The 19,891-nt window shown below is 71.1% G+C and carries 21 protein-coding genes; 10 read left to right on the forward strand and 11 right to left on the reverse strand.

The genetic code is table 11. The annotated features are described in order from the left end of the window. The first annotated feature begins 74 nt into the window (after positions 1-74). Positions 75-1,283 (forward strand): phosphoserine phosphatase SerB, encoded by a 1,209-nt coding sequence (gene serB / locus ACFYZZ_RS35435; RefSeq protein ID WP_389185106.1) that lies wholly within the window; start codon positions 75-77, stop codon positions 1,281-1,283. A gap of 81 nt (positions 1,284-1,364) precedes the next feature. On the opposite strand, the gene ACFYZZ_RS35440 is transcribed toward serB, so the two are convergent. The 4 genes from ACFYZZ_RS35440 to ACFYZZ_RS35455 form a co-directional block, all read right to left on the reverse strand. After that, complete coding sequence (locus tag ACFYZZ_RS35440; protein WP_386573896.1) at positions 1,365-1,883, reverse strand: SixA phosphatase family protein; 519 nt, start codon at positions 1,881-1,883, stop codon at positions 1,365-1,367. A gap of 78 nt (positions 1,884-1,961) precedes the next feature. After that, positions 1,962-2,168 carry a hypothetical protein gene (locus ACFYZZ_RS35445; RefSeq protein WP_389185109.1) on the reverse strand — a complete coding sequence of 69 codons (207 nt, stop codon included), beginning with the start codon at positions 2,166-2,168 and terminating at the stop codon, positions 1,962-1,964. A gap of 183 nt (positions 2,169-2,351) precedes the next feature. Then, entirely contained in the window at positions 2,352-2,468 is a 117-nt protein-coding gene (locus ACFYZZ_RS35450; protein ID WP_386573898.1) for an SGM_5486 family transporter-associated protein, read from the reverse strand. A 46-nt stretch (positions 2,469-2,514) separates the two neighbouring features. Further along, positions 2,515-3,813 (reverse strand): CynX/NimT family MFS transporter, encoded by a 1,299-nt coding sequence (locus ACFYZZ_RS35455; RefSeq protein ID WP_389185112.1) that lies wholly within the window; start codon positions 3,811-3,813, stop codon positions 2,515-2,517. A gap of 82 nt (positions 3,814-3,895) precedes the next feature. Here ACFYZZ_RS35455 and ACFYZZ_RS35460 point away from each other — a divergent pair, with 82 nt between their 5' ends. Further along, positions 3,896-4,588 carry a FadR/GntR family transcriptional regulator gene (locus ACFYZZ_RS35460; protein ID WP_389185115.1) on the forward strand — a complete coding sequence of 231 codons (693 nt, stop codon included), beginning with the start codon at positions 3,896-3,898 and terminating at the stop codon, positions 4,586-4,588. Here the strand turns inward: ACFYZZ_RS35460 and ACFYZZ_RS35465 are convergent. The 3 genes from ACFYZZ_RS35465 to fabG all read right to left on the reverse strand — a co-directional run bounded on the left by ACFYZZ_RS35465 (position 4,566) and on the right by fabG (position 6,568). After that, the gene (locus ACFYZZ_RS35465) at positions 4,566-4,916 is read right to left on the reverse strand and encodes a hypothetical protein (protein ID WP_389185117.1); all 351 of its coding nucleotides are present in this window, start codon (positions 4,914-4,916) and stop codon (positions 4,566-4,568) included. The genes ACFYZZ_RS35460 and ACFYZZ_RS35465 overlap by 23 nt on opposite strands. A 159-nt stretch (positions 4,917-5,075) precedes the next feature. Continuing rightward, a complete protein-coding gene (gene fabI, locus ACFYZZ_RS35470) occupies positions 5,076-5,843 on the reverse strand; it encodes an enoyl-ACP reductase FabI (RefSeq protein ID WP_386573903.1) in 768 nt (255 codons plus the stop codon). A gap of 5 nt (positions 5,844-5,848) precedes the next feature. Further along, positions 5,849-6,568, reverse strand: coding sequence for a 3-oxoacyl-[acyl-carrier-protein] reductase (gene fabG, locus ACFYZZ_RS35475; protein ID WP_386573904.1), 720 nt, complete (start codon positions 6,566-6,568; stop codon positions 5,849-5,851). A gap of 248 nt (positions 6,569-6,816) precedes the next feature. On the opposite strand from fabG, the gene ACFYZZ_RS35480 reads away from it, so the two are divergent. From ACFYZZ_RS35480 to tyrS, 3 genes are read left to right on the forward strand one after another with little or no spacing between them, the layout of a single operon-like run. Next, a complete protein-coding gene (locus ACFYZZ_RS35480) occupies positions 6,817-8,340 on the forward strand; it encodes a TldD/PmbA family protein (protein ID WP_389185121.1) in 1,524 nt (507 codons plus the stop codon). Then, positions 8,337-9,731: a metallopeptidase TldD-related protein gene (locus tag ACFYZZ_RS35485; protein WP_389185123.1), complete on the forward strand. Its 1,395-nt coding sequence runs from the start codon at positions 8,337-8,339 to the stop codon at positions 9,729-9,731. Before ACFYZZ_RS35480 ends, ACFYZZ_RS35485 begins: the two co-directional genes overlap by 4 nt. 56 nt (positions 9,732-9,787) lie before the next feature. Beyond that, positions 9,788-11,056 carry a tyrosine--tRNA ligase gene (gene tyrS / locus ACFYZZ_RS35490; protein ID WP_386573907.1) on the forward strand — a complete coding sequence of 423 codons (1,269 nt, stop codon included), beginning with the start codon at positions 9,788-9,790 and terminating at the stop codon, positions 11,054-11,056. Positions 11,057-11,110: 54 nt separating this feature from the next. Here tyrS and ACFYZZ_RS35495 read toward each other — a convergent pair whose 3' ends face one another. Next, positions 11,111-11,392: a GlsB/YeaQ/YmgE family stress response membrane protein gene (locus ACFYZZ_RS35495; protein ID WP_386573908.1), complete on the reverse strand. Its 282-nt coding sequence runs from the start codon at positions 11,390-11,392 to the stop codon at positions 11,111-11,113. A 200-nt stretch (positions 11,393-11,592) separates the two neighbouring features. Between ACFYZZ_RS35495 and ACFYZZ_RS35500 the strand changes: the two genes are divergently transcribed. Next, positions 11,593-11,949, forward strand: coding sequence for a DUF3099 domain-containing protein (locus ACFYZZ_RS35500; protein WP_389185127.1), 357 nt, complete (start codon positions 11,593-11,595; stop codon positions 11,947-11,949). Positions 11,950-12,176: 227 nt separating this feature from the next. Then, entirely contained in the window at positions 12,177-12,395 is a 219-nt protein-coding gene (locus ACFYZZ_RS35505; RefSeq protein ID WP_386573910.1) for a hypothetical protein, read from the forward strand. 11 nt (positions 12,396-12,406) lie between these two features. Here the strand turns inward: ACFYZZ_RS35505 and moaA are convergent, their stop codons facing one another. From moaA to ACFYZZ_RS35520, 3 genes are all read right to left on the reverse strand, one after another. Then, entirely contained in the window at positions 12,407-13,396 is a 990-nt protein-coding gene (gene moaA / locus ACFYZZ_RS35510; protein ID WP_389185129.1) for a GTP 3',8-cyclase MoaA, read from the reverse strand. A gap of 155 nt (positions 13,397-13,551) precedes the next feature. Continuing rightward, entirely contained in the window at positions 13,552-15,177 is a 1,626-nt protein-coding gene (locus ACFYZZ_RS35515) for a cation acetate symporter (RefSeq protein ID WP_389185131.1), read from the reverse strand. Continuing rightward, on the reverse strand, positions 15,174-15,530 hold the full coding sequence (locus tag ACFYZZ_RS35520) for a DUF485 domain-containing protein (RefSeq protein ID WP_389185132.1): 357 nt from the start codon (positions 15,528-15,530) through the stop codon (positions 15,174-15,176). Before ACFYZZ_RS35520 ends, ACFYZZ_RS35515 begins: the two co-directional genes overlap by 4 nt. A gap of 285 nt (positions 15,531-15,815) precedes the next feature. Between ACFYZZ_RS35520 and ACFYZZ_RS35525 the strand changes: the two genes are divergently transcribed. From ACFYZZ_RS35525 to ACFYZZ_RS35535, 3 genes are all read left to right on the forward strand, one after another. Then, entirely contained in the window at positions 15,816-17,342 is a 1,527-nt protein-coding gene (locus ACFYZZ_RS35525) for a S8 family serine peptidase (RefSeq protein ID WP_389185134.1), read from the forward strand. Between the two features lie 54 nt (positions 17,343-17,396). Further along, on the forward strand, positions 17,397-18,776 hold the full coding sequence (locus ACFYZZ_RS35530) for a CoA transferase (protein ID WP_389185137.1): 1,380 nt from the start codon (positions 17,397-17,399) through the stop codon (positions 18,774-18,776). A gap of 100 nt (positions 18,777-18,876) precedes the next feature. Next, on the forward strand, positions 18,877-19,887 hold the full coding sequence (locus ACFYZZ_RS35535; protein WP_389185140.1) for a CopD family protein: 1,011 nt from the start codon (positions 18,877-18,879) through the stop codon (positions 19,885-19,887). The last annotated feature ends 4 nt before the right edge of the window (positions 19,888-19,891 follow it).

Below are 19,891 nucleotides of genomic sequence, written 5' to 3' on the forward strand. Positions count from 1 at the left end.
CACCCATTGTTCCGTGTCCGTCAGGCGGACCTCACGGGCAGAAGGCACTGGGTGCCGGATACGGTGGTGACACCATGAGCGCTTCGCAGACCTCCGAGGTCCCCACTCTCCTCGTCAAGATCTTCGGCAAGGACAGGCCGGGCATCACGGCCGGCCTCTTCGACACCCTTGCCGCCTACCTCGTCGACGTGGTCGACATCGAGCAGGTCGTCACCCGGGGCCGCCTGGTGCTGTGCGTGCTGGTCACCCAGCCTCCGGCGGGCCTGGAGGGCGACCTGAGGGCCACCGTGCACAGCTGGGCCGAGTCGATGAAGATGCAGGCGGAGATCATCTCGGGGCACGGCGACAACCGTCCCCGTGGTCACGGGCGCTCCCTGGTGACGGTCCTCGGTCACCCCCTCACCGCCGAATCGACGGCCGCCGTCGCCGCCCGGATCGCCAAGACCGGCGGCAACATCGACCGCATCTTCCGGCTCGCCAAGTACCCGGTGACCGCGGTGGAGTTCGCCGTCTCCGGTGTGGAGACCGAGCCGCTGCGCACGGCCCTGGCGTCCGACGCGGCGGCACTGGGTGTCGACATCGCCGTCGTCTCCGCGGGCCTGCACCGGCGTGCCCAGCGGCTGGTGGTCATGGACGTGGACTCCACCCTCATCCAGGACGAGGTCATCGAGCTGTTCGCCGCACATGCCGGCTGCGAGGACCAGGTCGCCGAGGTGACGGCCGCCGCGATGCGCGGGGAGCTGGACTTCGAGCAGTCGCTGCACGCGCGCGTCGCCCTGCTGAAGGGGCTGGACGCCTCGGTGGTGGAGAAGGTGCGCAACGAGGTACGGCTGACGCCGGGCGCGCGCACGCTCATCCGCACCCTGAAGCGCCTCGGCTACCAAGTGGGGGTCGTCTCCGGTGGGTTCACCCAGGTCACGGACGACCTGAAGGAGCGGCTGGGGCTGGACTTCGCGCAGGCCAACACGCTGGAGATCGTCGACGGGAAGCTGACCGGGCGGGTCACCGGCGAGGTCGTGGACCGCGCGGGCAAGGCGCGGCTGCTGCGCCGGTTCGCCGCGGAGGCCGGGGTGCCGCTGGCGCAGACGGTGGCGATCGGTGACGGTGCCAACGACCTGGACATGCTGAACGCGGCCGGTCTCGGGGTCGCCTTCAACGCCAAGCCGGTGGTCCGCGAGGCCGCGCACACGGCGGTGAACTTCCCCTTCCTCGACACGGTCCTCTATCTGCTGGGCGTCACCCGCGAAGAGGTCGAGGCGGCCGACACGCACGACGAGGACTGAGCCGCCCCGGACGGAGCGCGCACCGGATGTGAGGAGGGCTCGGCACCGCCACGGTGCCGGGCCCTCCTGCCGTGGGTGCCGTCACTCGGAGGGTGCCCAGTAGTCCGTCAGCGTGGCCACGGCCGGCTCCAGGCTCTTCCAGGCGCCGTCGTAGGAGAGCAGCGCGAAGCCCGCGGCGGGGAAGCCACGGTGGTTCATCCGCTCGCGGGCGTCGCCCTCGCAGTCGCCCGCGAGGATGTCGGCCAGGCCGTGCACGCCCGGGTTGTGCCCGATCAGGATCACGTTCTGCACATCGTCCGGGATCTCGTTGAGCACGGCGATCAGCTCGCCCGGCGAGGCCTCGTAGACCCGCTCCTCGTAGTGGGTTTTCGGCCGGTGCGCGAGTTCGTGGACGGCAAGCTTCCAGGTCTCGCGGGTCCGGACCGCGGTGGAGCACAGGGCCAGGTCGAAGGTGATACCGGTGTCGGCCAGCCTGCGCCCGGCGACTGCGGCGTCCATGCGGCCCCGCTCGGCGAGCGGGCGGTCGTGGTCGGACACCTGGGGCCAGTCGGCTTTCGCATGCCGGAAGAGGGCGATCCTGCGGGGTTCTGCGACGCTCATGGGACCCAGCTTCGCATGAAACAGGCCATGTGGCGCAGGGAGTTGACATGCGGATTCACCGCGCACGAAGGCTCCGCGTCAGCGCGCGAGGAGCTGCTGCACACGCGCGAAGAGCTGCGTGATCGCCGGATCACCGGTCGCCGCGTGGGCGTCCGACGGGTTCAGTATGAGCGTCAGCAGCGCGACGAAGGCGAGCGTGGGCAGGGCGAGCGCCCACCAGGGCAGCCGGGTGTCGACGCTGCCCGTGGTGGCCGGGTGGGGCCGGGTGTGCGTGCGGGCCGGCATGGTCGCCTCCGTGGGTCCTCGAGTGGTCCTGGCCGCCTGATGCGGTCACATCTCGAAGCTACGGAATCCGGGGCCCTCAACCCATCCGGTGACCCACCCACTTGACCCTGACACTGGCCCCCTAGGGGATGGTGGGGCCAGCCCCACCATCGGGGCGCGTCGCGGGTCGGGCGGGGGGCCGGATCAGGGTGAGGCGAGCGTCGCGATGACGGCGATGATCGCGAAGATGGCGAAGAACGCGCCGAAGACGATCAGCATCTTCTTCTGGCCGTTCGGCGGGTTCGGGTCGAGCACTGGCATGCCGCCAGTCTCGCACCCCGCGTGCCTGCCCCGTGCGCCGGGGTCGTCAGCGCGCCGCCGCCTCGTCCTCCACGATGCGGTCGCGGCCCGCCAGGAAGCCCACCGCCATCTGGGGCAGCATCAGTCCCGCCATGAGGGCGATCGGCACCCCCCAGCCGCCGCTCTGCTGGTAGAGCACACCGACCAGCAGCGGGCCCGGGATGGAGATCAGGTACCCGGTGCTCTGGGCGAACGCGGACAGCTGGACCACGCCCGGGCCGGTCCTGGCCCGCATGCCTACCATCGTCAGCGCCAGCGGGAAGGCACAGTTGGAGACGCCGAGCAGCACGGCCCAGGCCCACGCACCGGCGGCCGGCGCGAAGTACAGGCCGGCGTATCCGGCGAGGCCGCAGACGCCCAGGAGCAGCACGATCGGCCCCTGATGGGGCAGCCGGGTGGCGACCCGCGGGATGACGAAGGCCAGGGGCACGCCCATCACCATGGTGACGGCGAGGAGCAGGCCCGCCGTGCCCGCGGGGACGCCGGAGTCGCGGAAGATCTGGGCCATCCAGCCCATCGTGATGTACGCGGCGGTGGCCTGGAGCCCGAAGAAGACGGCGAGCGCCCAGGCGGTACGGCTGCGGGTGATGCGCAGCGGGGCCTGCCGGTCCCGCGCAGCGCGCACCGGCGCGTGGCCGCGGTCGGGGGCGGTCTCGGTGCCCCGCTCCCGCACCAGCGGCAGCCAGGGCAGGACGGCGGCGGCCGCGAGCGCCGCCCACACGGCGAGTCCGGACTGCCAGCTGCCGCCCAGGGCGTCCGTCAGGGGCACGGTCACCGCGGCGGCGACGGAGGTGCCGAGGGCGAGGGCCATGGAGTACAGGCCGGTCATGGAGCCGACCCGGTCGGGGTACCAGCGCTTGACGATGACCGGCATCAGCACGTTGCTGACGGCGATGCCCATGAGCGTGAGCGCGCTGGCGGCCAGGAAGCCGGCCGTGCCGCCGGCGTAGGGCCGTATCAGCAGGCCCGCCGTGATGGCGGCCATGCCCGCGCACACCACCGCGGCCGGTCCGAAGCGGCGGGCCAGCCGGGGTGCGGTGACGCCGAAGACGGCGAAGCAGAGCGGGGGCACGGAGGTGAGCAGCCCGGCCACGCTGCCGCTCATGCCGAGGCCGTCGCGGACCTCCTCCAGGAGCGCGCCGAGGCTGGTGATGGCCGGCCGGAGGTTCAGCGCGGACAGCACGATGCCGACGACGACCAGCCGTGTCGCCCATGCGCGCGTGGGGGGCGTGCGACGGGTGTCCACGGCCGGGTTCTGCGCGGTCGGGTTCTCCACGGTCCGGGTTTCCGTTTCCTCACCAGCCATGCCGCCCATCATAGAATGATGGGATGATTGGTTGTCCATCCCCGGGAGGCAGTCGCCCGGGCCTCGCGTGCGAAGGTGTGCCATGCCTCTGAGCCACCCGCGTCGTTCGGCGCTGTCCGAGCAGGTCATCGCCGAGCTGCGCAATCAGATCGCCTCCGGCGAGTGGCCGGTCGGCTCGCGCATCCCGACCGAGCCGGAGCTGGTCGAGCAGCTCGGTGTCGCCCGCAACACCGTCCGCGAGGCTGTCCGCGCGCTCGCACACAACGGCCTGCTGGACATCCGCCAGGGCTCGGGCACGTACGTCGCGGCGACCAGCGAACTGGCCGGCGTGATGCACCGCCGGTTCGCGGACGCCGACCCCCGGCACATCGCCGAGCTGCGCTCCACGCTGGAGTCGGCGGCGGCCAAGCTGGCGGCCGAGCGGCGCACCGAGAAGGACCTCAAGCAGCTGGACGCGCTCCTGGCCCGGCGCGAGGAGGCCTGGCAGACCGGCGAGGCCGAGGCGTTCGTGACGGCCGACGCCACCTTCCACCTGGCCGTGGTGGCCGCCTCCCACAACGACGTCATGACGGCGATGTACGCCGACCTGGGAGAGGTGCTGCGGGACTGGCTGCGCGCGGACGTCGGCGCCGAGCTGACGCCCGAGACGTACATGGACCACACCCGGCTGGTGGACGCGATCCGCACGGGCGACGCGGAGGCCGCCGCCGCGGAGGCGGCGAGCTATCCGTTCCTGTGCCGTCCGGGCAGGTTCAGAGCGCCTTCTGGTGGCTGATCCACACCGAGCGGACTTCCTTCCAGCACCGGCCGGTCAGCCGTACGGTCATGGCGGCCGCGGTGTCCACCGGGGCGCTGTCGGTGTCGATGTCCCACCAGCGGGCGCATTCGATGTGCAGCCGCACCCGGTCGGTGTCGACGTAGGGGTTGTGGCAGTACGCGACCACGTGCGAACCGGTGACGGTCGTACGGCACGCGGCGCCGAACAGGCTCGGCGCGGGCGGCTCGCCGTGGCCCGCGCGCGCGTGGGGCAGCGCGTCGTACGGCAGGCAGAGCACGAGGGCTAGGGCCACGGTCAGCGGGGCCAGACTGCGGGACAGGCGCACAAGGGGACCTCCTCGGCCGGGCTGCGGAGGATGCGCGGGGTGAACCCGTAATCCAGAGTGCGCCGTTGACCCCGGGCCCCGCCCGGCCGGGTAGGCCGAACGAGTGACGCCCCGTTCCCCGCGGACCGCGGGGAACGGGGCGTCGACGTCAGGCGAGGGTCACGCGCCGATGGCGTGCAGACCGCCGTCCACGTGGATGATCTCGCCGGTGGTCTTCGGGAACCAGTCGCTCAGCAGCGCGACGACACCCTTGCCGGCCGGCTCCGGGTCCTTGAGGTCCCACTCCAGCGGGGAGCGGCTGTCCCACACGGAGGCCAGCTCGCTGAAGCCCGGGATGGACTTGGCGGCCATGGAGCCGATCGGGCCCGCCGAGACGAGGTTGCAGCGGATGTTCTGCTTGCCGAGGTCGCGCGCCATGTAGCGGCTGGTCGCCTCCAGGGCGGCCTTGGCCGGGCCCATCCAGTCGTACTGCGGCCAGGCGAAGGAGGCGTCGAAGGTGAGGCCGACGACCGAGCCGCCGTTCTGCATCAGCGGCAGGCAGGCCATGGTCAGCGACTTCAGGGAGAACGCCGAGACGTGCATGGCGGTGGAGACCGACTCGAACGGCGTGTTGAGGAAGTTGCCGCCGAGCGCGTCCTGCGGGGCGAAGCCGATGGAGTGGACGATGCCGTCGAGACCGCCCAGCTCCTCGCCGACCACGTCCGCCAGGCGGGCGAGGTGCTCGTCGTTGGTGACGTCCAGCTCGATGACCTTGGTCGGCTTCGGCAGCTTCTTGGCGATGCGCTCGGTCAGCGTGGGCCGCGGGAAGGCGGTCAGGATGATCTCGGCGCCCTGCTCCTGGGCGAGCTTGGCGACGTGGAAGGCGATGGAGGATTCCATCAGCACACCCGTGATCAGGATGCGCTTGCCCTCGAGGATTCCGCTCATGGTGATCAGTGACCCATTCCCAGTCCGCCGTCAACGGGGATGACGGCTCCAGTGATGTACGAAGCGTCGTCCGAGGCGAGGAACCGCACCGTCGCGGCGATCTCCTCCGGCTGCGCGTAACGGCCGAGCGGCACCTGCGACACGATGCTCTCGCGCTGCTGCTCGGTGAGCGCCTTGGTCATGTCGGTGTCGACGAAGCCGGGCGCGACGACGTTGAAGGTGATGTTGCGCGAGCCCAGCTCACGGGCGAGGGAACGCGCGAAGCCGACCATGGCGGCCTTGGAGGCGGCGTAGTTCGCCTGCCCCGCCTGGCCGAGCAGACCGACCACGGAGGAGATCAGTATGACGCGGCCCTTCTTGGCGCGCAGCATGCCGCGGTTGGCGCGCTTGACGACGCGGAAGGTGCCCGTGAGGTTGGTGTCGATGACCGAGGTGAAGTCCTCCTCGGACATGCGCATCAGGAGCTGGTCCTTGGTGACGCCGGCGTTGGCGACCAGGACGTCGACCGGACCGTGCTGCTCCTCGATCTCCTTGTAGGCCTGCTCCACCTGCTCGGCGTCGGTGATGTCGCACTTGACGGCGAGGCAGCCCAATTCCGTCAGGGCGGCCGGCGGCTCACCCGAGCGGTACGTGATCGCTACCTTGTCGCCGGCGTCGGCGAAAGCGCGGGCGATGGCGAGGCCGATGCCCCGGTTGCCTCCGGTGACGAGAACCGAGCGGCTCAACGGATCACCCTTTCGTTTGCGGTCTGATGCGGTCGGACAGCCCGCCCGGACAGCTGGAGGGCAGGCGGCTTCATCGAAAACCTATCGGTAGCGCCGCTTCCGTGGGCAAGCGGGCACCGACAGTGGCGCGACTGCGACGCTGTCGGGTCCCTACAGAATGGCCCCGCCTTGGACCGAAACTTGTGGTCCGCCGGGCCGCTCCCGCGACATGATCGGAACCGACAGGCCACGACAGCAGGGAGACCTCCGTGCCTCATTCCATCGACGAAGCCTTCACGGCGCTTCCGCTAAGGGCTCTGGCCGACGCCGCGCTGGCACGCGCGCGTGCGCTGGGGGCCGAGCATGCGGACTTCCGGTTCGAGCGGGTGCGCAGCGCGTCCTGGCGGTTCAGGGACGCCAAGCCCGCGGGATCGTCGGACACCACCGACCTCGGGTACGCGGTCCGGGTCGTGCACGGCGGTACGTGGGGCTTCGCGTCCGGCGTTGACCTGACCCTGGACGCGGCCGCCAAGGTCGCCTCACAGGCGGTGGCGATGGCGAAGCTCTCCGCGCAGGTGATCAAGGCCGCCGGGTCGGACGAGCGGGTGGAGCTGGCCGCCGAGCCGGTCCATGCCGAGAAGACATGGATCTCCTCGTACGAGATCGATCCCTTCTCCGTGCCCGACGAGGAGAAGGCCGCGCTGCTGACGGAGTGGAGCAGCCGGCTGCTGGCGGCCCGCGGCGTGAACCATGTGGACGCCTCGCTGCTCACCGTGCACGAGAACAAGTTCTACGCCGATACGGCCGGAACCGTGACGACCCAGCAGCGCGTGCGACTGCACCCGCAGCTGACCGCCGTGTCGGTCGACGAGTCGAGCGGCGAGTTCGACTCGATGCGGACGATCGCACCGCCGGTCGGGCGCGGCTGGGAGTACCTGACCGGGACCGGCTGGGACTGGGACGCCGAGCTGGAGCAGATCCCCGAGTTGCTCGCCGAGAAGATGCGGGCGCCGAGCGTGGAGGCGGGCCTGTACGACCTGGTGGTCGACCCGTCCAACCTGTGGCTGACCATCCACGAGTCCATCGGGCACGCCACCGAGCTGGACCGCGCGCTCGGCTACGAGGCTGCCTACGCGGGCACCTCCTTCGCCACCTTCGACCAGCTCGGCAAGCTGAGGTACGGCTCCGAGCTGATGAACGTCACCGGTGACCGCACCGCCGAGCACGGCCTCGCGACCGTCGGGTACGACGACGAGGGCGTCGAGGGGCAGTCCTGGGACCTGGTGAAGGACGGCACGCTCGTCGGCTACCAGCTGGACCGCAGGATCGCGAAGCTGACCGGTTTCGAGCGGTCCAACGGCTGTGCGTTCGCCGACTCCCCCGGGCATGTGCCGGTGCAGCGCATGGCCAACGTGTCCCTGCAGCCGGATCCCGCCGGGCTGTCCACCGAGGACCTGATCGGCGGCGTCGACCGGGGCATCTACGTCGTCGGCGACCGGTCCTGGTCGATCGACATGCAGCGGTACAACTTCCAGTTCACCGGGCAGCGCTTCTTCAGGATCGAGAACGGGCGGATCACCGGGCAGCTGAAGGACGTCGCCTACCAGGCCACGACCACCGACTTCTGGGGGTCCATGGCGGCTGTGGGCGGCCCGCAGACCTACGTCCTGGGCGGTGCCTTCAACTGCGGCAAGGCCCAGCCGGGCCAGGTCGCCGCCGTGTCCCACGGGTGCCCCTCCGCCCTCTTCAAGGGCGTCAACATTCTGAACACCACGCAGGAGGCCGGTCGATGAGCGCCCGTACCAACAAGCCGCACGAGGTCGTCGAGCAGGCCCTCGCGCTGTCCCGGGCCGACGGCTGCGTCGTCATCGCCGACGAGGAGTCGAGCGCCAACCTGCGCTGGGCCGGCAACGCGCTGACCACCAACGGTGTGACCCGCGGCCGTACCCTCACGGTGATCGCGACCGTGGACGGCAAGGAGGGCACGGCCTCCGGCGTGGTGTCGCGGTCGGCGGTGACCTCCGAGGAGCTGGAGCCGCTGGTGCGGGCCGCCGAGGCGGCGGCGCGCGGGGCCGGGCCCGCCGAGGACGCCCAGCCGCTGATCGGTGGTGTCCAGGAGTCCCCGGACTTCACGGACGCGCCCGCCGAGACCTCTTCGGCCGTCTTCGCGGAGTTCGCACCGGCGCTCGGCGAGGCCTTCGCACGCGCGCGAGCCGGCGGCCGCGAGCTGTACGGCTTCGCCAACCACGAGATGGTGTCGACGTATGTGGGCACGTCCACCGGACTGCGGCTGCGGCACGACCAGCCGAACGGCACGCTGGAGCTGAACGCCAAGTCCCCGGACCGGGCCCGCTCGGCGTGGGCGGGCCGCTCCACGCGGGACTTCAAGGACGTCGACCCGGGCGCCCTGGACGCCGAGCTGGCCGTACGCCTCGGCTGGGCCGAGCGGCGGGTGGAGCTGCCCGCGGGCCGGTACGAGACGCTGCTGCCGCCGACCGCGGTCGCGGACCTGCTGATCTACCAGCTGTGGTCGGCCTCGGGCCGGGACGCGGCCGAGGGCCGGACGGTGTTCTCCAAGCCGGGCGGCGGCACCCGTGTCGACGAGAAGCTGAGCGAGCTGCCGCTGAGCCTGCGCAGCGACCCGAACGAGCCGGGCCTGGAGTGCGCGCCCTTCGTGGTCGCCCACTCCTCCGGCGGCGACCAGTCCGTGTTCGACAACGGGCTGCCGGTGCACCCCACCGAGTGGATCGGCGAGGGCGTGCTCAAGCATCTGATCACCACTCGGCACAGCGCGGGCCTGACCGGGCTGCCGGTCGCCCCGGCGATCGGGAACCTGATCCTGGACGGCGGGCAGGACCGCTCCCTGGAGGAGATGGTCGCGGCCACCGAGCGCGGCTTGCTGCTGACCTGCCTGTGGTACATCCGCGAGGTCGACCCGGCGACGCTGCTGCTCACCGGCCTGACCCGGGACGGCGTCTACCTCGTGGAGAACGGCGAGGTGACCGGGCAGGTGAACAACTTCCGGTTCAACGAGTCGCCGGTGGACCTGCTCGGCCGGGCCACGGAGGCGGGGCGTACGGAGAAGACGCTGCCGCGCGAGTGGGGCGACTACTTCACCCGGGCCGCGATGCCCACCCTGCGGATCCCCGATTTCAATATGAGCTCTGTCAGTCAGGGCGTATAACCTCGTAGTCGGCTGTCACCCGACTGCCCCTGGATCACCGAGGAGACACGAGAACCGTGACGGACATCGTCGACGAGCTGAAGTGGCGTGGGCTGTTCGCCCTGTCCACCGACGAGGACGCTTTGCGCAAGGCGCTCGCGGACGGTCCCGTCACGTTCTATTGCGGTTTCGACCCGACGGCGCCGTCGCTGCACGTGGGGCATCTGGTGCAGGTGCTCACCGTGCGCCGGCTCCAGCAGGCCGGGCACCGGCCGCTGGCGCTGGTCGGCGGCGCGACGGGCCTGATCGGTGACCCGCGCCCCACGGCGGAGCGCACGCTGAACGACCCGGAGACGGTGGCCGGCTGGGTGGGCAAGCTGCGCGCCCAGATCGAGCCGTTCCTGTCCTTCGAGGGCGAGAACGCCGCGGTCATGGTGAACAACCTCGACTGGACGGAGAACCTCTCCGCGATCGAGTTCCTGCGGGACATCGGCAAGCACTTCCGCGTCAACAAGATGCTGACGAAGGACTCCGTGGCCCGCCGTCTGGGGTCCGACCAGGGCATCAGCTACACCGAGTTCAGCTACCAGATCCTGCAGGGCATGGACTTCCTGCAGCTGTACCGGCGGTACGGCTGCACGCTCCAGCAGGGCGGCAGCGACCAGTGGGGCAACCTCACGGCCGGTCTCGACCTGATCCACCGGCTGGAGCCGGACGCCGAGGCGCACGCGCTGGCCACCCCGCTGATGACCAAGGCGGACGGCACCAAGTTCGGCAAGACCGAGGGCGGCGCCGTCTGGCTCGACCCGGAGATGACGACGCCGTACGCGTTCTACCAGTTCTGGCTGAACGTGGACGACCGTGACATCTCGAAGTACATGCGGATCCTGTCCTTCAAGTCCCGCGAGGAGCTGGAGGAGCTGGAGCAGCAGACCGAGGAGCGTCCGCAGGCCCGTGCCGCGCAGCGCGCGCTCGCCGAGGAGCTGACGACGCTGGTGCACGGCGCCGACCAGACGGCCGCCGTGATCGCCGCGTCCAAGGCCCTGTTCGGCCAGGGCGAGCTGGCGGAGCTGGACGAGCGGACGCTGGCGGCGGCACTGTCCGAGGTGCCGCACGTCCAGGTCGCCGAGCTGGGCCAGGTGGTCGACCTGTTCGCCGAGGTCGGCCTGGTGGCCAGCAAGTCCGCCGGGCGGCGGACCGTGAAGGAGGGCGGGGCCTACGTGAACAACGCGAAGGTCACCGCGGAGGATGCCGTGGCCGCCAAGGAGGACCTGCTGCACGGGCGGTGGCTGGTGCTGCGGCGGGGCAAGAAGAACCTGGCCGCGGTAGAGGTCACCGGCGCCTAGGACAGACCGAAGGGCGGCCCCTCGAAGCGGGGCCGCCCTTCGCTGTGTCCGCCGTCAGACGGCCTGCTGCTTCTTCTTGCCCAGCGTCGCCATGTAGAGCCGGTCCACGGCGAAGACGATGATGATCGCGGCGATGAGCTGGAAGGCGTGCCGGCTCCAGTCGATGCCGCGGGTCTCCGCCACGCCGAGCGCGGCGGCGATCGCGTTGCCGGCGACGGCGCCGAGGATGCCGCCGATGGTGGTCAGCCAGAGGGGGCTGTGCTGCTTGCCCGGGATGATCGCCTTAGCGATGAGGCCCAGTACGAATCCCACGATGATCGCCCACAACCAGCCCATGGCTGCCTCCTCGTACGGCTCGACGTGAGCACTAGGGTCAGTCTGGGTCCGTGCGCCGTACGGCGCACGTCGGGTTCACCCGTCGGTGGCAGGGCCGAGGACGTTCGCGCAGGCAGGGAGCGACCCGGTCTCGTCGGCCGTGCGGCCTCGGCGTAACGTGGAGGTGTCCTGGTCAGTCTGCGGGCGGATGGTGGAGTGTGATGCGCAAGCAGCACGGTGGCGGCGTCCAGGTGTTCCGGATCACAGGCGCCCGGACGGGGCTGGCCGAGGACGTGCGGGGTCGGCAGCGGCGGTACGTCATCTCGATGACGATCCGCACCCTCTCCGTGATCCTCGCGGCCTCGCTGTGGAATGTCGAACGGTACGTCGCCGTCGTGGCGCTGGTGCTCGGTGCGCTCCTCCCCTATGTCGCCGTAGTGATCGCGAACGCGGGCCGGGAGCGGCCGCCCAATCTTCCGTCGACCTTCATCACCGCACCGACGCGGCCGATGATCGCGCCGCCACGCGCGGAGGAGGAGACGGCACGGGCGGAGTCCGAGTGGCCCGAAGGGGCGTGACCACGGCGGACGCGGCGGCCACTGCCGGCGGCTCCGTGTCAAGCTCAAGAAAAGCTCAGATCAATCGTGTAGTTCCAGTGCCGGGCGACGGGTGACCCGTGACATACTGCGTACGCGCTCCGCATCCCCCGTCGGAGCGACGGACCGACGCCGGGCAGCTCCCCCCGTGGCTGCTCGGCGTCGCCTTGTTTACGGGGGCTTTGTGATACGGAACCAGTGACGAACCTGTGAGTGACGAGACCCCCATCTGCTCCGCCAAGGGCTGCCGTGCCGATGCCGTGTGGGTGCTGGCGTGGAACAACCCGAAGATTCACACGCCGGAGCGGCGCAAGACGTGGCTCGCCTGCGAGGAACACCGCGAGCATCTTTCGCAGTTCCTCGGGGTCCGGGGGTTCCTCAAGGATGTGGTGAAGTTCGAGGACTGGGAAGCCCCCGAAGAGTCCTGACCGCAAGAGTCCTAACCGCCGATGGCGGACATCGGCCGGTCCGGCTGGACGAAGGTCGGGTCGTCCAGGCCCGCTCCCGCCTTCTTTCCCCACATCGCCAGGCGCCAGATGCGGGCGATCTCCTCGTCGGGGGCGCCGGAGCGCAGGGCCGCGCGGAGGTCGGTCTCCTCCGTGGCGAACAGGCAGGTGCGTATCTGGCCGTCGGCGGTGAGGCGGGTGCGGTCGCAGGCCGCGCAGAACGGCCGGGTGACCGAGGCGATCACGCCGACCCGCTGCGGGCCGCCGTTGACCAGCCAGCGCTCGGCCGGTGCCGCGCCGCGCTCGTCCGCGCCCTCGGGGGTGAGGTCGAAGCGGGTGCGCAGAGAGGCCAGGATGTCCCCGGCGGTGACCATGCTCTCGCGCTTCCAGCCGTGCTGGGCGTCGAGCGGCATCTGCTCGATGAAGCGCAGCTCGTACTCGTGCTCCAGCGCCCAGGCCAGCAGGTCAGGGGCCTCGTCCTCGTTCAGGCCCGGCATCAGGACCGTGTTGACCTTGACCGGGGTGAGGTCGGCATCGCGGGCGGCTTCGAGGCCCTCGATGACGTCCTTGTGGCGGTCGCGGCGGGTGAGGACCTTGAAGACGTCGGGGCGCAGGGTGTCCAGGGAGACGTTGACCCGGTCCAGGCCGGCCGCCTTCAGGGCGACAGCGGTGCGCTTGAGGCCGATGCCGTTCGTCGTGAGGGACATCTGGGGGCGGGGGGCGAGGTCCGCGACACGCTCGACGATGCCCACAAGGCCGGGGCGCAGCAGGGGCTCGCCGCCGGTGAAGCGGACCTCCTCGATGCCGAGCAGGCGGACCGCGATGTCGATGAGGCGGACGATCTCGTCGTCCGTGAGCAGGTCGGGCTTCGCGAGCCACTGCAGGCCTTCCTCGGGCATGCAGTAGGTGCAGCGCAGATTGCACCGGTCGGTCAGCGAGACCCTCAGGTCGGTGGCCACTCGGCCGTAGGTGTCGATGAGCACGTGGGCCCCCTCCCTCGATCCGCAGCACTCGTTTTCCGTCACCTGCGAGCCTACGTGAGACGACTGACATCGACAGCAGCCTGATCTTACGAGGTACGACGCGGCCGCGTCGTAGGACCGTACAGTCCCGGACGACGCGGCCCTCCGTACGAAGCTCAGTGCGCTCCGGTCCCGGTCAGGGACCGCACCTCCAGCTCCGCGTACTTGCCGGCGTCCGGGACCTCCTTCGACAACAGGGTGCCCACGGCGCCCAGCAGGAAACCGACGGGGATCGAGATGATGCCGGGGTTCTCCAGCGGGAACCAGTGGAAGTCCACGTCGGGGAACATCGAGGTCGGCTTGCCGGACACCACCGGCGAGAACAGCACCAGGCCGACCGCGGTGACCAGGCCGCCGTAGATCGACCAGACGGCGCCCGAGGTGGTGAACCGCTTCCAGAACAGGCTGTAGAGGATGGTCGGCAGGTTTGCGGAGGCGGCGACCGCGAAGGCGAGGGCAACCAGGCCGGCGACGTTGAGGTCGCGGGAGAGGGCGCCCAGGACGATCGAGACGGCGCCGATGCCGACGGTCGCGTAGCGGGCCGCGTTGATCTCCTGCTTCTCGGTGGCCTGCCCCTTCTTGATGACGTTGGCGTAGATGTCGTGCGCGAAGGAGGAGGACGAGGCCAGGGTCAGGCCGGCGACGACCGCGAGGATGGTGGCGAAGGCGACCGCTGAGATGCTGGCGAGCAGGATCGCTCCCCAGCTGGAGTTCACTCCGCCGAGGTGCAGCGCGAGCAGGGGGGCTGCGGTGTTGCCCGCCTTGTTGGAGGCGATGATCTCGTCCGGTTTGATCAGCGCGGCCGCGCCGAAGCCGAGGGCGAGGGTCATCAGGTAGAAGGCGCCGATCAGGCCGATGGCCCAGATCACGGACTTGCGGGCGGCCTTGGCCGTCGGGACCGTGTAGAAGCGGATCAGGATGTGCGGCAGGCCGGCCGTGCCGAGGACCAGGGCGATGCCGAGCGAGATGAAGTCCAGCTTGGTGGTGCCGGTGGCGCCGTACTTCAGGCCGGGCTCCAGGAAGGCGGAGCCCTTCGCGCTGTTGTCGGCGGCCTTGCCCAGCAGGTCCGAGACGTTGAAGTGGAACTTCAGCAGCACCAGGAAGGTGAGCAGCAGGGCGCCCGCGATCAGCAGCACCGCCTTGACCATCTGGACCCAGGTGGTGCCCTTCATGCCGCCGACGGTGACGTACACGATCATCAGGACGCCGACCAGGGCGACGATGCCGATCTTGCCGCCGTCGCTGGTGATGCCCAGGAGCAGCGAGACCAGGACGCCGGCGCCGGCCATCTGGGCCAGCAGGTAGAAGATCGAGACGACGATCGTGGAGGTGCCGGCGGCGGTACGGACGGGCCGCTGGCGCATCCGGTAGGCCAGTACGTCGCCCATCGTGTAGCGGCCGGAGTTGCGCAGTGGCTCGGCGACCAGGAGCAGGGCGACGAGCCAGGCGACGAGGAAGCCGATGGAGTAGAGGAAGCCGTCGTAGCCGAAGAGGGCGATGGCGCCGGCGATGCCGAGGAAGGACGCGGCGGACATGTAGTCGCCGGAGACGGCGAGGCCGTTCTGGAAGCCGGTGAACTGGCGGCCGCCGGCGTAGAAGTCGGCGGCGTCCTTGGTCTGCCGGCCGGCCCAGACGGTGATGACGAGGGTCGCGGCGACGAACACCGCGAACAGGGTGATGATCAGCGGGCGGTGCTCGCTCGCCTCGCCGGCGGCCAGCAGGGTGTGCTGTGCGGGGCTCATGCGCCGCCCTCCATCCGGGACTTGATGGCCTCGGCCCTGGGGTCGAACTTGGCCGCGGCGTGCCGCGCGTACCACCAGGCGATGAGGAACGTGGTGAGGAACTGGGCGAGGCCCAGGACGAGGGCCACGTTGACGTTGCCGGCCACCTTGGTGCCCATGAAGTCGCCCGCGTAGTTGGAGAGCAGGACGTACAGCAGGTACCAGGCGATGAAGGCGATGGTCAGGGGGAAGGCGAAGGAGCGGTGGGAGCGGCGCAGTTCACCGAACTCCGCGCTCTGCTGCACCTCGGCGAACTCCTCGGTGGAGGGAAGGTGGGCTTGGGGTTTCGCAGGGGGCGGTGTCTCGGTAGCCACGGAGTCTCCTCGCGTCACGGACATGCGCTTTCTGACCTCACAGGGACGTGGATCACATTACAAGGAGTCACTGACAGATCCCTTTGTGTGATCTCGGCGGGGGGCACGATCCTGCTGGGCCCTCCGTCCACGGTCACGGCGCCACGCGCGGAGCGGTTCAAGTCCTCCTGACCCTTTCGGAGATCAGTCCCGGGAGATAGCTTCGCCCTGCACCACCCGTCATGTACCTGCCCGAGCACCACCTGTGTCTCGGGCGGTTTTGTATCCGGATGATGTGGAGATCCCATGGCTCATCTGCGCTCCAGACGCCGGCTCGCGCTCGCCGTGCCGGTCGTTCTGTCGCTGACCGCCTCGCTCGGCTTCCTGCCGACGGCCGCCTCGGCGGCGACCCCCGCGGCCACGGCGGCGCGGGCGGCGGACGGCCCCAACCTCGCCTACGTGGTCAACACCGGCACGGACCGGCACACGATCGAGTCCGTGCAGCAGGCCATCACCCGCAACGGTGGCACGGTCGTGGAGAGTTACGACCGGATCGGCGTGATCGTCGCCCACTCCGCGAACCCCGACTTCGGCCCGCAGATGCGCGCCGTGCGCGGAGTGCAGTCGGCGGGTGCCACGCGGACCGCTCCGCTGACCGCCGCGGGCACGACCGACGAGGGCGCGGCGCAGGTCCTGTCGAAGGCAGAGGCCGCGAAGCTCGCCGAGGGTGCGGCGGCCGGCCAGGAGCCCCTTGAGGCCGACCAGTGGGATCTGCGGGCGATAGGCGCCGACAAGGCCGCGACGATCGACCCGGGCAGCAGGAACGTGACCGTCGGCGTGATCGACACCGGCGTCGACGACACCCACCCGGACATCGCCCCGAACTTCTCCGCGTCCCAGTCGGCGAACTGCGTGAGCGGCAAGGCGGACACGACGTACGGCTCCTGGCGTCCGGTGGACGCCGACCACTACCACGGCACGCATGTGGCGGGCGAGATAGCCGCGGCCCGCAACGGCATAGGCGTGGCGGGTGTGGCGCCCGGGGTGAAGGTCGCGAGCATCACCGTGGCCCAGCCGGACGCGAACTCGCTGTTCTACCCCGAAAGCGTGGTCTGCGCCTTCGTGTTCGCCGCGGACCACGGCATCGAGATCACCAACAACAGCTACTACGTTGACCCGTGGCTGTACAACTGCATGGACGACCCCGATCAACGTGCCATCGTTGACGCGGTCAACAGGGCCCAGCTGTACGCACAGCACAAGGGCACGCTCAATGTGGCGTCGGCCGGCAACTCCAACCACGACCTCGACGCGGACGCGATCGTGGACACCTCCAGCCCCGACGACTCCACCGCCACGAACCGGACGATCGATCCGCACGAGTGCTTCGACGTGCCGACCCAGCTGCCCGGCGTGGTCACCGTGAGCGCGGTGGGCGTCAAGGGCACCAAGTCGTACTACTCCAGCTACGGCCAGGGCGTCGTCGACGTGGCGGGGCCGGGCGGCGACAAGTACCAGATCCCGGACACGCCGTCGAAGAACGGCCGCATCCTGTCCACGCTGCCGAACAACCAGTACGGCTTCCTCCAGGGCACGTCGATGGCCTCCCCGCACGTGGCCGCCGTGGCCGCGCTGCTGAAGTCGGCCCACCCGCACGCCACCCCCGCCCAGCTGCAGGCCCTGCTGAAGGCCCAGGCGGACAACCCCGGCTGCCCGAGCGACCCGTACGACGGGAACGGCGACGGCGTCGTGGACGCGACCTGCGTCGGCGGCAAGCGCGTCAACGGCTTCTACGGCTTCGGTGTCGTCAACGCGCTGCGCGCGGTCCAGTAGGGACCTCCGCCCTCCCTCCATGTATTGATTCAGTCAATACTGCATAGTGCAGTCATGACTGACATCAAGTACGCATGGTCCGTCGTGGGCGGCGGTCCCGGCCCTGCCGAGCGGGTCACCACCGTGGTGCGGGAGGGCGCGCTTGCGGCGCGCCTCCCCGTACGGCGGCTGGCGCGCGCGTGCGTCGGCGCGTGTGCGCTGGCCGCCGCCGAGCTGGGGGCGCGGCGGGCGGGGCTCGCCGAGGTGCCGGAGGTTCGGGTGGACGACGGTGCGGTCGCCGCCGCCTTCCACAGTGAGCGGCTGCTGCAGGTCGACGGGCGGGCGCCGGTCGTCTTCGCGCCGCTGTCGCGGTTCTGGCGGACGGCCGACGGCTGGGTGCGCGCCCACGCCAACTACCCGCACCACCGGGCCCGGTTGCTCGGCGCGCTGGGCCTGCCGGCCGACGCCCCGGTGGAGGCCGTGGCCGCCCGGCTCACCGAACTTCCCGCGCTGGAGGTGGAGGAGACGGTGTACGGCGCCGGCGGTCTCGCCGTGGCGCTGCGTACCCCGGAACAGTGGGCGGCGCACGAGCAGGCCGCCGAGGTGGCCGCCCGGCCCCTGGTCGAGCGGGAGCGGCTGGACTCGGTGCACGCGCGCGTGCTCCCCGCGCTCGATGCGGCCACCGCTCCCCTGCTGCCCGCAGCCGGGCTCCGCGTCCTCGACCTGACCCGGGTGCTCGCCGGGCCGGTCGCCACCCGGACGCTGGCCCTGCTCGGCGCGGACGTGCTGCGCGTGGACGCCCCGCACCTGCCCGAACTCGCCGACCAGCACGCCGACACGGGCTTCGGGAAGCGGTCGGCGACGCTCGACCTCACCGCCGACCGGAACACCTTCGAGGAGCTGCTGGCCTCGGCGGACGTCGTGGTCACCAGCTACCGGCCGGGCGCCCTGGACGGGTTCGGACTCTCCCCGCGGGCGCTCGCCGAGCGGCGTCCCGGGCTGGTCGTGGCGCAGGTGTCGGCATGGGGCGCGTACGGGCCCTGGGGCGGGCGGCGCGGCTTCGACAGCCTGGTGCAGGTCGCGACCGGCATCGCGGCGACCGAGGGGTCGGCCGGGCAGCCCGGCGCGCTGCCCGCGCAGGCCCTGGACCACGGCACCGGCTATCTGCTGGCGGCTGCCGTACTGCGGGCGGTGACCGAGCAGTCGTACGACGGAGGCAGCCGGCTCGTCCGGCTGGCGCTCGCCCGGACCGCACGCTGGCTGACGGACGAAATCCGGCCCGACCGGGCCACGGACGGCCTCACGTACGAGGGACCGGACGCCTGGCTGTCCGAGACGGACAGCCCGCTCGGCCGGCTGCGGCACGCCCTGCCCCCGGTGTCCTTCACGGGCGGCCCCGCCGACTGGGCACGGCCTCCGGTGCCGTGGGGTTCGGACCCGGCCGCCTGGAGGTGAGTGCGCGGGCGGCCGGAAACGTACCTATGGGTGGAATGCTGTAGCCCCAGTTGTTTTCCGGGACTTGCCCGGTTCTGTGACGGCTGGCGAAGATCACGGGGTGACCTTGATACGACCGGGTGCCGAGGCCGCCGACGCGAACGGACCGGCGCGCCGGTCCGGCACCGGACGGGCCGTCGCCGTCCTGGTCCTGGCGGCCTTGGCCGCCCTGGTCCCGCTGCTGGGCCCGTCCGCCGCGCTGCACAGGACCGGGGAGGCCGCCGCTCCCGGCGTGGGCGGCATCGCGCTGCTGCGCGGGGTGCTGTTCGCCGCCCTGTGCGTCCCGCTGGGCGAGCTGCTCGTGCTGCGGCTCGCCCGGCGCCTGCCCGGTGCCCCGGCCGAACGACCGCGCAGCTGGGCCCTGTTGGCGACCGGCGCGGGGTTCCTGGCCGCGCTGGCCCTCGCCTCGGTCGTCTCCACCGGCAATCTGGTCCCGCACAGTCTCGGCCAGATCGACGTCGGCGGCCTGTACGACTCCCGCGACGGCAGGCTGGCGCTGCTGGAGGTCAACGCCTTCCTGCTGGCGGCACTGTGCACGCGCTCGCGCCGCCCGGCGGCCCAGGTGTGGCCGCTGGCCGCGGTGGTGGTCGCGGAGGCGCTGCGCGCCCACCCCACGACCGAGCACGGCCCGCTGGTCGGCTCCGGTCTGACGCTGGTCCACCTGACCTGCGCGGCGCTGTGGGCGGGCGGCCTGCCGCACGCGCTGCGGACGGTCAGGCTGTGGCGGGGCGACGCGGCCGGGGCCGCGCTGCTGGGGCGCTACGCGCGCGTGGCCGCCGCTTTGCTGGCGGCCCTCACGGCGACGGGCGTGTGCAGTTCGCTGCGGCGCATGCCGGCGGCCACGATCCTGGACCAGCTGACGACGACGGCGTACGGACGCACCCTGCTGGCCAAGGTGATCCTGGTCGCCGTCGTCGCCGTGCTCGCCCTGTGGGCGCGGATCCGGCTGAGCCGGGCGGCCGACCCGCTGACCGCCCAGGTGCCCGCGCGGACCGAGGTGGTCGCCCTGGGCGCGGTGGTCGTGGTCTCGGGCCTGCTCACGGCGCTGCCGCTGCCGATCCGCTGGTCCTAGGGCG

It is taken from the genome of Streptomyces sp. NPDC001816, assembly GCF_042892235.1.
GTDB lineage: Bacteria > Actinomycetota > Actinomycetes > Streptomycetales > Streptomycetaceae > Streptomyces.